General features: G+C 64.0%; 9 protein-coding genes. 7 read left to right on the top strand and 2 right to left on the bottom strand.

Going from position 1 to position 11,871, the window contains the following annotated elements; genetic code table 11:
• On the bottom strand, window positions 1–292 hold a 292-nt coding region (locus AMA01_RS12865), incomplete at its 3' end, for an MFS transporter (protein ID WP_376738343.1).
• A gap of 168 nt (window positions 293–460) precedes the next feature.
• Between AMA01_RS12865 and AMA01_RS12860 the strand changes: the two genes are divergently transcribed.
• The 4 genes from AMA01_RS12860 (at window position 461) to AMA01_RS12845 (ending at window position 5,386) form a co-directional block, all read left to right on the top strand.
• Window positions 461–2,431 (top strand): hypothetical protein, encoded by a 1,971-nt coding sequence (locus AMA01_RS12860; protein WP_230088121.1) that lies wholly within the window; start codon window positions 461–463, stop codon window positions 2,429–2,431.
• Window positions 2,428–3,363, top strand: coding sequence for an ABC transporter ATP-binding protein (locus AMA01_RS12855; RefSeq protein WP_067851592.1), 936 nt, complete (start codon window positions 2,428–2,430; stop codon window positions 3,361–3,363). The genes AMA01_RS12860 and AMA01_RS12855 overlap by 4 nt, the downstream gene beginning before the upstream one ends.
• On the top strand, window positions 3,360–4,202 hold the full coding sequence (locus AMA01_RS12850) for an ABC transporter permease (RefSeq protein WP_067851590.1): 843 nt from the start codon (window positions 3,360–3,362) through the stop codon (window positions 4,200–4,202). The genes AMA01_RS12855 and AMA01_RS12850 overlap by 4 nt, the downstream gene beginning before the upstream one ends.
• 65 nt (window positions 4,203–4,267) lie before the next feature.
• A complete protein-coding gene (locus tag AMA01_RS12845) occupies window positions 4,268–5,386 on the top strand; it encodes a sodium:calcium antiporter (protein ID WP_231862959.1) in 1,119 nt (372 codons plus the stop codon).
• A 3-nt stretch (window positions 5,387–5,389) separates the two neighbouring features.
• Here the strand turns inward: AMA01_RS12845 and AMA01_RS12840 are convergent, their stop codons facing one another.
• Window positions 5,390–6,691, bottom strand: coding sequence for a glutamate-1-semialdehyde 2,1-aminomutase (locus tag AMA01_RS12840; protein ID WP_067851588.1), 1,302 nt, complete (start codon window positions 6,689–6,691; stop codon window positions 5,390–5,392).
• A 688-nt stretch (window positions 6,692–7,379) separates the two neighbouring features.
• Between AMA01_RS12840 and hisS the strand changes: the two genes are divergently transcribed.
• The 3 genes from hisS to AMA01_RS12825 all read left to right on the top strand — a co-directional run.
• A complete protein-coding gene (gene hisS, locus AMA01_RS12835; protein ID WP_067851586.1) occupies window positions 7,380–8,642 on the top strand; it encodes a histidine--tRNA ligase in 1,263 nt (420 codons plus the stop codon).
• Window positions 8,643–10,448: an aspartate--tRNA ligase gene (aspS, locus tag AMA01_RS12830; protein ID WP_067851584.1), complete on the top strand. Its 1,806-nt coding sequence runs from the start codon at window positions 8,643–8,645 to the stop codon at window positions 10,446–10,448.
• A gap of 145 nt (window positions 10,449–10,593) precedes the next feature.
• Window positions 10,594–11,871, top strand: a 1,278-nt coding sequence (locus AMA01_RS12825; RefSeq protein WP_067851582.1) for a class I adenylate-forming enzyme family protein, incomplete at its 3' end; no start/stop codon positions are given.

Raw genomic sequence — 11,871 nt, 5'->3', positions numbered from 1 at the left:
TCGAGGAAAAAAGCGAAATCAACATCACGGGCTTGCGGCCAAACCAGTCGGACAACGACGCGAAGACGGGCAGGGACAGGGCGAGCGCAAAGGTCGAGGCGGAGAGCGCGAGACTCGCGGTCGCCGGAGACCGACCGAACGCCGAACTGAACGCGGGGATGAGCGGTTGCACTGCGTACAGGTTGGCAAAGATCACGAGCCCCGCGGCGAGAAAGGCGATGCTCACGCGCCGATAGACGGGCGTGCCTCGCGAGATATAGCCGCTATCTCCAGGTGAATGCGATGGAAGCACGAGACAAACCCTCTTCCTCGAAGCAAAGGTCACAATTTGAGGATACGACGATCTCGCTCGCAAGGCCAGCGCATGCGATATTCGCAGTGAGATTCGGTTGGCGGTACAATGGAACCGCATGGCTATCTCACGAGGCGTGCAGGAAAGCTGTTCGAAAGGGACGGTGGCATGAGGCTCGTCTCGCGCTGCCTTCGGGCACTCGATTGTAAGCTGATGGTGGCGTCCGCCACCATCGCCGCGGCGTGTCTAGGGTTTTGGAGCCTGCCCGCGCCCGAGACGTTCGCGGGCACATCTGTGTCCATGGCGACCGCAGTGGGCTATGGTGGATACTACGTGGCGGACGAATGGGTGCCGGTGCGCGTCTCGGTCCACAATGAAGGCCCAGCCGACATGGCGAAGCTCGTGCTTCGCGTGAGTGGGCCGTCCGTCGGGGATCGCCACGTTGCGGGGGCGTTCATGTGGCCGCTCTGGCTCCCGAAGGGAGCGACGGCCTCCACATTTATCGACGTGCCGGGGTTCGCGCTGTCGCAGGGCGCACAACTCAGCCTCGTCTTGGGCGGCCGCGTGGTCTCCACCTCGTGGCTCGGGGGCAACAGCGTCTCACATGTCGATCTCGTCGGCGTCGTGAGCGACAAATCCCAGGCCACCCAGTTCCTCGCCGGCACGAGCTCGGACGGCACGCCCATCCTGCCTGTCGCGCTCAGGCCGCAGGATCTGCCGACGTCTGCGCAGGCGCTCTGTGATCTGAGTGCGCTCGTGGCCAGCGTGGACGAGCTCGAGGCGCTTTCCAGGGCGCAGGCGAGATCGATCGCCTCCTGGGTGAACCAGGGCGGGTTGCTCGTGGTGACCGGGACCGGCATCGTGCCTTCCGCGCTGGGTCATCTCCCGATTTCTCCTGGTTTCTTCCAAGTGGTGAACGGGAATGCACTCGCGAATTTCGCCAGCACGGGCAGCGGGCCTGGGCAAATCGAGTCCACGGCGGGTCAGGTCGCGGCCTCGGCGCGGCTCTGGGCGGGATCGAATGCCAATCCGCTTGTCGCCAGCGAGTCGTTCGGCCGAGGACAAATTTGGCAGACTTCGTTTTCTCCCTTGGACCCGGATTTGCTCGCGTGGCAGGGGAACGCGCAGATGTGGACAGCCCTGTTTCACGACGCCGGGTTGGTGCAGGATGCAGATCCGGCCGTGTCGGACGTCCTTCGACCGACGGGCGCCCTCAGCCTCACGAGCGTGGGTGACGCGCTGGAGCCCCTTCGCATGCCAGGGTTGTCCACGTTTGGTCTGGTGCTTTTCGCGTACCTGGTGGCGGCGGGGCCGGTGACGTTTTACGTGCTTCGCCGCCTGCGCCGCGCGGCGCTCGCCTGGGCTGTCCTTCCCTTGCTGAGTGGCCTCACCACAGCCGGTATCTTTGCGCTTGGCGGTTCGACTCGCCCTGCGGGCCTTTTGATGGACGGCATCGGCGTGATGGACCTGGTTGGAGACGGACAAGCATACGAATACGGGGCTGTTGCCATCATGTCGCCGGAAAGCGGGAGTGACACCATTCATCTCCCTGCCGGAGATGATGTCCTGACGCTGCAGAGCGACAATGAGCCCGTGGCCAACGCCGTGATTCAACACGGGGACGATGCCACCACGGTTTCGCTGACGAACGTGCCGCGCTGGCACGTACGCTACGTGTTTTCCTCGGGATTCGACGAGGACGCTGGCAGGATTCAGTGCAATCTAAAGGAAGCGTATGGGCTCTTGTTCGGCACGGTCACCAACGAAACGCGGATGGCGCTCAATGACGTGGCCGTGGTGTACGATGGAATGCTGGTCAAATTGGGCACCCTTGCGCCGGGCGAGACGAGATCGCTCAACGCGAGCCAGGAGGTGCCGACCTCGTCGTGGATCTCCGACTATGGGGTCTACAATCGCCAACTCACGCACGGCATCGGCCGAACGCTTGGCGCGTATTTGTCGGGGCTCGCGGCCGGTTCGCGCGCGAACTCGGAGGTTGCGCTCGTCCTCGCCACGTCCAACAGCGGCCTTCCCGAGTTGGCCGCACCGGCGAACCAAAGGATCGTGGCGAGCGAAAAGACACTGGTGCTCGTGCGAGCGTACGCACCGGTTATGCCGGTGGTGGAGGCGGGATCGTGATTCTCACGCAGAATCTCACCAAGCGGTACGGAAAGACGTTGGCGGTGAACAACCTGAACCTCAACATCGAACGCGGAGTCATCTTCGGGCTCGTGGGCGAGAATGGGGCTGGAAAAACCACGGCTCTGTCGATGCTCGCGACCTTGACGCTGCCTTCCTCCGGGCGCGCGTACGTCTGCGGCCACGAGGTGACCAGGGAACCGCAGGCGGTCCGGCGATCCATCGGGTACATGCCGGACTCGTTCGGCGTGTACGACGATCTGACCGTCATCGAATATCTGCGCTTCTTCGCTCAATGCTACGGCGTGGAGCGTCGGGTCATCTCGCGCCGAGCGGAGGAGCTCCTGGAGCGCGTTCGCCTCGCGGACAAGCGCGAAGATTACGTCAACCACCTGTCGCGCGGCATGCAGCAGCGCCTCGAGGTTGCGCGCTGCCTGATGCACGATCCAGACGTCCTCATTTTGGACGAGCCCTCGAGCGGACTCGATCCGAAGTCGAGGCTCGAGATGCGATCGGTGCTTGCGGGACTGCGCGATTTGGGCAAGACCGTGATCGTCAGCACGCACATTCTCAACGAACTCGCCGAAGTTGCCGACGAGGTTGGCATCCTGCTGCGGGGTGAACTGGTGGCCGTGGCCGCGGTTCAGGTGATGGTGCAGCATTCGAGCGCGTACCGGACGATTGTCATCGACGGGCGCGATCTCGGCGATCGCTTCATGAAGGCGCTCATGGGCGATCCGCACGTGGCCGAGGCTCGCCCGCTGGCGCCTGGATGGGAGATATTATATGCGGGCACGCTCGCGCAGCAGGCCGAACTGTTGAGCCGGCTCGTCTCAGAAGGGTTTGCCATCACGCAGTTCCGCGAACAGCCGACGGACATCGAGCAGTTGTTCCTGCGCCTCGCCGCGATACAGGAGGGGGTGGTGACGTGAAGCTGAACCTGAACCCCTTGCTCCTCAAGGAATTCCGCCAGCGCATGCGCACGGTTCGAGCGCCGCTTGTCATCACCGCGTACCTGTTTGGCATGAGCGTGCTCACCGTGTTTCTTCTGTACGAAAACGTGCAGGGCCAGCTGTATCTGGTCCAGCCCACGAAGAGCCAGCAGGTGTTCGCGCTCGTCAGCCTCTTGCAGATGGTGGTGGTGGCATTTTTGACGCCGGCCTTCGCCTCGGGAGCCGTGAGCGGAGAGCGGGAGAGAAAGACGCTGGCCGTCCTGTTGACCACTCCGGTCGGTCCGTTTGGCATCTTGTTCGGCAAGGTGGTTTCGTCGAGCGCGCTGTTGGTCCTGCTCGTGGTTTTGACGTTGCCCGTGTACAGCCTGGTCTTTTTGTATGGCGGGGCCGTGCCGGCGCAGGTCGCGTCGGTACTCGGCTTTCAGTTGGTGACCATTGTCGTGATTTCGACGGTCTGCGTGCTTTTTTCGACCGTCGCGCTGCGTTCCACGTGGAGCACGGTGTTCGCGTACGGCAGCGTCGGGCTGATGACGGTCATCTTCGGCGCCATAGGCTACGGGCTGAAGTCGCTGTACGAACAGAACCCCATCGACTACTCCGCGCTTGTGTGGTCTCACTTTTTCTACGCATTGGATCCCCTCTACGTCGAGGCGGCCTTTTTGGGCGTGGTGTCCGCCGGGCCGCACGTGTGGATGGCGTTTGTGGAGTTTTACGCCGCCGTGATCGCCATCCTGTTGATCCCGAGCCTGTGGCGGCTTCGGCCGCAGTGGTTTTCTTGGCTTCCCTTTGTGAGCGGCACCGAGAAGCAATATCAGTGAGCGCCCGGTTTGGCGCCGAAGCTTGTCATAGCGGGCGCAAACGGCGCGTACAGGTGTAAAGACCTGTGCGCGCGGAGGTGGACGAGGTGATCGCCGTCCAGATGCTGTTCGGGCTCTGCATGGTCCTGTTTGGCGCGGAGCTCCTGACAAACGCCGTGGAGTGGCTCGGGATGAAGCTCGGTCTCGGCGAGAGCGCCGTCGGAAGCGTGCTCGCGGCGCTCGGCACGGCGCTGCCCGAGACGGCGGTGCCGATGACGGCGATTGTGTTGGGCGGCGGCCACGAGGCGGAGCAGGTCGGCATCGGGGGTATCCTCGGTGCGCCGTTTCTCCTGGTCACGCTGGGCGGCCTCGTCCTCGCAATCGCAGCCATGGTGTTTCGCAGGGGGCGCTCGCCGCGCGACATCGCGGTCAGCAGCGGTGCCTTTCGGCGCGATCTCGCCTTTTTCTTCGTGGGCTTTTCGCTGTCCCTCGTGCCCGCGGCGTGGCCCGCACCCGCGCTGAAGGTGATGGTCGCGTGCCTGCTTGTCGGCTTGTACGCGGCGTTCATCCGTGCGCACGTGCGCGAGGGCGTGAAGGCCGGATCGGCCGGCGACCTTCGCCCGCTTTATCTCAACCTGCGCCAGGGCGATCCGGCAGGGGCCGTCGTGCTTCTGCAACTCGCGTTTGCGCTCGCTCTCGTGCTCGGCGGCGCGCATCTTCTCACTGACGGCGTTGCGTCCATCGCCGCGCGCACCCAAATGCCCACGTTTTTGCTGTCGGCGCTCGTCATTCCGGTCGCGACAGAACTGCCTGAGACCCTGAACAGCGTCGTCTGGATGCGCGATCGGAAGGACGGCCTTGCGGTCGGCAACGTGACGGGCGCCATGGTGTTTCAGGGGACGCTCGTTCCAGCCATCGGCATGCTGTTCACAGACTGGACCTTCACACGCGCCGCCTGGTGGACCGCCGGACTCACGCTTGCGGCAACCGCGTTTTTGCTCCTTTCAGGTCTCCGCACGCCCCGCATCGAGGCGTGGACGCTGGTCTTCGCCTCCGTCGCGTACTTCGCGCTGCCCCTCGCCGCTTCTCACCCGGGCGCGCTGCCCCCGTCCGCGCGTTTGGCGCTTTGGGCGGCCATGTCGGCCGCAGCGGCGCTCGGCGCCTCTCTGCTCGTGTGGCGGCGCACCCCGTCTCTTCGCCGCTAGCTCCTACGCTTCCCGCGCGAGATCGCGAAACACCGCCTCGAGCGCTTCCGCCGTCTCCTCGATGTCCGCATCGCTGTGCACCGCCGAGACGAACCAGGCCTCGTACTTGGACGGCGCGATGAGGATGCCGCGATCGGACAGCAGGTGAAAGAAGCGGGCGAAGCGCTGGCTGTCCGTTCTCGTGGCCGCGTCGTAATCGCGCACGGGTTCGCGGCCGAAATAGATGGTGAACGCGCCGCCGACGCGGTTGACGACGATGTCCACCCCGTTTGCGCGGGCCGCGGACTCGGCTGCGTCCACGAGAGACACCGCGCGGCGCGCCATCTCATCGTACAAACCAGGATTGGACAGCGCGCGCAGACATGCCATGCCCGTGCGCATCGAGAGCGGGTTGCCGGCCATCGTGCCAGCCTGATACGCTGGTCCGAGCGGCGCCACCTGCTCCATGATGTCTTGCCGCCCGCCGTAGGCGCCGATGGGCAATCCTCCGCCGATGATCTTGCCGAGCGCGTACAGGTCTGGATGCACCCCGTACAGCTGCGCCGCGCTCCCGTAGTGAAAGCGAAACGCCGTGATCACCTCGTCGAAGATGACGAGCGCCCCGACTTCATGGGCGAGATCGATCACGTCGGCCAAGTACCGATCGTCCATGGGCGGCACGATGCCAAAATTGCCCACGATGGGCTCGACCAACACGGCCGCGAGCTCCGGTCCGTGCGCGGCGAGCGCCTCCTTCAACGCGTCGCGATGATTGAAGGGAACGGTGACAATCTCGCTTGCGACATTGCGCGTGACGCCGGCGCTGTCCGGCACGCCGATGGACGAAGGGCCGCTTCCAGCTGCAACCAGCATCGCGTCCGAGTGGCCGTGGTAACACCCGGCGAACTTCAGCACTTTCGTGCGCCCTGTGTAGGCGCGTGCCACCCGGATGGTGGTCATGACTGCCTCCGTCCCTGAGTTGACAAATCGAATTCGCTCGAGGTCCGGGATGGCGGCGCGCAGCATCTGGGCAAACTCCACCTCGTACGGCGTCGGCGTGCCGTAGAGCACCCCTTCCTCCGCCGCCGCCTGAATCGCGCTCGTGATGGCCGGATGTGCGTGGCCCAGGATGGATGGGCCGTAGCCAGCGAGGTAGTCGATGTACCGGTTTCCGTCCACGTCGTACAGGTAAGGACCTTCGCCGCGGACCATGACCACGGGCGTGCCTCCGCCGACCGATTTATACGATCGCGACGGGCTGTTCACGCCTCCCAGGATGACCTGTTGAGCTCGTTCGAACCAGACTTCGGATTGCGTTCGCTTCATGCCATGCTCCTCCTCCGCGCACCATTGTTTCAACTGCGCCGGGGGCCGTCAAGCGAGATCATGGTGGCATCATCCGCGCATTCGCAGGGCACCGTAGGGGAAAAGGCGTGCGGAGGAGGATGGAGAATGCGGATGCCACCTATGGAGATGGCGAGGAGATGGGCACAGCAGCTGCACCTGGCGCACTGCGGCGCGAAGGAGGTACAAACGTTCGGTTGGGCGCGTGAGATGCCCACAGAAAAGCCTTCATTCACCAAGCCATATCACAGATAGAGGATGCGATTGGCCGAGACCGTATCATTTGACACGGGCTTTGCGCCTTCCTTATAATTCGCGATAGCACGATACGACATGTTGGATATCGCCATCGTAGATGAAGAAGCAGAGTACAAGCGGTTTGGGCTGTTCCAGAGAGAGTGCGCCGTGGCTGCAAGCGACTCCAGCCTGCGTTTGGAAAGACGGCTTCGGATATCGCGCTTGCCGTTTCACCCGGTGGGCGCGCGTGGACGGCGCGTTACGCCGAAGAGGGGAACCGCACAAGGTTCAAGCAGGGTGGCACCGCGGAAGCGCTCTTTCGTCCCTGCCGATGTGGATCGGCATCGACGAAAGGGCGCTTTTTCGCGCAGACAGGCGGGGCCGCGCTCGCGGTTCCCCTTGGTGCGGCGGAGAAGAGAAGGAGGGAGCGCGCATGGAGATTCGGCGGCCGAGAGGCACGCAGGACATTTTGCCGGGCGCCGTGGAGGCGTGGCAGACGTTTGAAGCAGTCGCGCGAGAGGTGTTCGAGCGAGCGAACTACGAGGAGATCCGCACACCCATCTTCGAACACACGGAGTTATTCGAGCGCGGCGTGGGGGAGACGACGGACATTGTGTCCAAGGAGATGTACACGTTTCTGGACCGCGGGGGGCGGAGCGTGACCCTGCGCCCGGAAGGAACGGCCGGCGTCGTTCGAGCTTACGTTGAAAACAAGTTGTACGGCCAGGGCGGCCTGACCAAGGTGTACTACCTCGGGCCGATGTTCCGCTACGAAAAGCCGCAGCGAGGCCGGCTGCGCCAGCTGCACCAGGTTGGCGTGGAGGTGCTCGGTTCCGAATTGCCGGCCATCGACGCAGAGGTCATCGAACTCGGGTACTCGCTTCTGAAGCGGCTCGGTATGCGCGACATGACCGTGGAACTGAATTCCGTGGGCTGCAGCGTCTGCCGGCCACGTCACCGCGAAAAGATGATCGAGCGGCTGTTGCCGCACAAGGAGGAACTCTGCGCGGACTGTCAGGTCCGCCTCGAGAAAAACCCGCTTCGCCTGTTCGACTGCAAGAACGAGTCGTGCCAACAGGTCTTGCGCGAAGCGAACGTGCCATCCATCGTCGACGAACTGTGTGACGATTGTCGCAATCACCTCGACGCGGTGGAAGGGTACCTCCGGGCGATGGATGTGCCCTATCGACTCGAGAAATCGCTCGTCCGCGGCCTGGACTACTACACGCGGACGGCGTGGGAAATCACCGTTCCCAATTTTTCAACCGTGCTTGGCGGCGGGCGCTACAACCGGCTGGTCGCGGAGCTCGGCGGACCTGAGGAACCAGGCATCGGCTTTGCTGCGGGGATGGACCGCGTCCTTGCCGTGCTCGAGGCGCAGGGCGTGTCGCTCGGCGAGAGACCGCCGCTCGACGCGTTCATCTGCGTGGCGGACGGGACGGCTGAGCACACCGCCATGGCGGTGCTCACGTCACTCAGGCGGTTCGGCGTTCGCTGCGATCGCGACTACCAAGGGCGCAGCCTCAAGTCGCAGTTCAAGCAGGCGGATCGCCTCGGGGCGAAGTTCGCCGTCGTGATCGGCGAGAGCGAGCTCGCCAAGGGAGCTGCCACCGTCAAGCACCTTGCGACCGGTGAGCAGCGCGATGTCGCGTTTGGGCAATTGGCGGATCGGATTCGCGAAGGAGGATGGGCGTAAGTGGTGGAGGAGAAGCAAGTCGTGGTGGCATCGCGCTGGCGGACCCACTGGGTGGCCGACACAGTGCGACAGGAACCCAAATCTGAGGTGCGCCTCGCCGGCTGGGTGCAGCGCCGGCGCGATCTCGGCAGCGTCGTATTCGTCGATCTGCGCGACCGCACCGGCATCGTGCAGCTCGTCTTCGATCGCGGCCGCGGCACGTCCGAGGCGGCGATGGAGGTCGCGGACAGGCTGCGAAGCGAGTACGTGATCGTCGTGGATGGCACCGTGGAGAAGCGCGATCCCGATACTGTCAATCCAAAGATTGAGACGGGCGAGATTGAGGTCGTGGTGAAAGGTGCGCGCATCGAGAGCGCGGCCAAGACGCCGCCGTTTTACATCGAGGACGGCATCCAGGTCGAGGAACCGGTGCGGCTCCGTCACCGATACCTCGATCTGCGCCGCCCGGAGATGCAGCGCATCTTCGCGCTTCGCCACCAGGCCATCCGGGCGTTCCGCCGGTATCTCGACGATCGCGGCTTTCTCGAGATCGAGACGCCCATGTTGACCAAGTCCACGCCGGAAGGCGCGCGCGACTATCTCGTTCCGAGCCGCCTGCAGCCCGGGGAGTTCTACGCCCTGCCGCAGTCGCCGCAGATCTTCAAGCAGCTGCTCATGGTCGCGGGCTTTGAGCGGTACTATCAGGTGGCGCGCTGCTTCCGCGACGAGGACCTGCGGGCGGATCGCCAACCGGAGTTCACGCAGCTCGACATTGAGACGTCGTTTCTCCCGAAGGACGAGCTCATGTCGATGATGGAGGAGATGGTGGCCTCCGTCTTCAAGGAAGTGGCGGACATCGAGGTGCCGAGGCCGTTTCTGCGCCTGCCGTACCATGAGGCCATGGACAAGTACGGGTCGGACAAGCCGGATCTCCGCTTCGGCATGGAGATGGCCGATCTCGCCGATGTCTTCGCGGGCACGAGCTTCCGCGTCTTCGCCGACGTCCTGGAGAAAGGCGGGGTCATCAAAGCCCTCGTGGCGCCCGGCTGCGCCTCCTATAGCCGCAAGCAGACGGACGATCTCGTCGCGTTCGTCAAGCCGTACGGGCTGGGCGGCCTCGCGTACGTCGCGGTCCAGGAGGACGGGTTCAAATCGTCCATTGCGAAATTCTTCACGGACGACGACTTCCGCCGAATCGCCGAGCGCGCTGGCGCCAAAGTGGGCGATCTGGTGCTCATCGGCGCCGGGCCGCGAGATACGGTGCTGCCGGCCATGGGCGCGCTCCGGCTGCACCTCGGACAGGAGCTGGGCCTCGTCGACGATTCGCAGTACCGGTTCCTGTGGGTGACGGATTTCCCGCTCCTCTCGTGGGACGAGGAGGAAAAGCGCTGGGTGGCGGAACACCATCCGTTCACCATGCCGCAGGAGGAAGATATTCCGCTGCTCGAGACCGATCCCGGCCGGGTGCGCGCGCAGGCGTACGACATGGTGCTGAACGGCTATGAAATCGGCGGCGGGTCGATGCGCATCTATCGCCGCGACGTGCAGGAGAAAATGTTTGCGGCGCTCGGCTTTTCGCCGGAAGAGGCGCAGGAGAAGTTCGGCTTTCTCTTGAACGCGTTCGAGTATGGCACGCCGCCGCACGGCGGCATCGCGTTTGGGCTGGATCGCATCATCATGTTGCTCACCGGGGCCAAGTCGCTGCGCGACGTCATCGCGTTCCCGAAGACGGCGAGCGGAACGGACCTTATGGTGGGCGCGCCGAGCGAGGTGTCGGAGGCGCAGCTCGAGGTGCTTCATCTCCGCGTGCGGAAGACGAAGGATTGAAGATTGGCGCGGCCCACTGGGCCGCGCCCATTGGTTTCGGCGGGAAGCAGGGATGGCGTGAAACAGGGTGGAATACATCGTGGATAGGAGAGGCTCGCATTCCGCAGATGCTCGCCTCCACATCATGGAATGAGGGTGGATATCCATGCCGTATCTGCACGAGTGGCTGCGCCTTCATGCGCTCGCGCGCCCGTCCCATCCCGCGGTGCGTTTCTTGGGGACGACCCTTTCATACGGGGAGCTTGACGCCTATGCCTCGGCGATGGCGGCGCTGCTCGCGGATCTAGGACTTCGTCGGGGAGATCCGATCGCGCTCTATTTGCCGAATATGCCGCACTTTCTCATCGCGAAGCTCGGAGCAGAGCGACTGGGCATCCCCGTATCGCCCGTGAGTCCACTCGCAAAGGAGTGGGAACTGGAGTATCAGTTGCAGGACCTGGGGGCGAAAGTGGTCATCTGTGACGATGACCGGCTGGACGTGGCCAGCGCGGTGTGTGAGCGGCTCGGCATCGGGCATCTGTTTTCGGCCTCGATGTCGGACTTTTCGGTCGATTCCTTCGCCGAAGTTGCGCGGAAGTCCACGGGCAATGGCCGCTCGCTGGTGCGTCAGCTGCGCGATCGGCTGGGGCGGTCTGCGGAGACGCCCGTGAACGGGGACGACACCTGCCTCATCATGTACACGTCGGGATCGACAGGGATGCCGAAGGGCGCGATGCTGACGTACGCCAATGCGGCTTACAAAGCTGAGGCGGTGGTTGCGGCGTCCAAGTTGACTGAGGCCGACGTCGTGCTCGGCGTGATGCCGCTCTGCCACATCGCCGGTCTTCTCATGAGCGCGTGTGCAGCAGTTCGGGCCGGTGCGACGCTCGTTCTTCTTCCCAAGTTCGATCCGGAGATGGCCATCGACGCCATTGAACGCCACCGCGTCACGGTGATGTACACGGTCACGCCGATGAATCTCGCGATGATGGAACATCCGCGATCCGGCGCGGCCGATTTCTCAAGCCTGCGGCTGAATCCGTGCACAAGCTTTGGCGTCCCGGTGACGGAGAGGGTTGCGGCCGAATGGAAAGCGCTTACGGGGGCGCCGCTGTACGAGGCTGCATATGGCCTGACCGAGACGCACACGGCGGATACGCAGATGCCACTTGGCGCCATCCGGTACGGCACGCACGGCAAGCCGATTCCGGGCACGCGGATTCGCATTGCGCCTTTGGACGATCCCGCGGGGGCACTGGGCCCTGGCGAGGAGGGCGAGATTTGGATTCAGAGTCCAGGCGTCATGAAGGGATACCTGCACCGGGACGACGCGACGCGCGAGGCGATTCAGAACGGATGGCTGCGAACTGGCGACATTGGGTTCATGGATGAGGACGGATACCTCGTCTTCCGTGGCCGCAGGAAGGAGATGATCGAGCCCTTT

Source organism: Alicyclobacillus mali NBRC 102425, from assembly GCF_001570745.1.
Taxonomy (GTDB): domain Bacteria; phylum Bacillota; class Bacilli; order Alicyclobacillales; family Alicyclobacillaceae; genus Alicyclobacillus; species Alicyclobacillus mali.
This window is presented reverse-complemented; position numbering and strand designations above follow the sequence as displayed.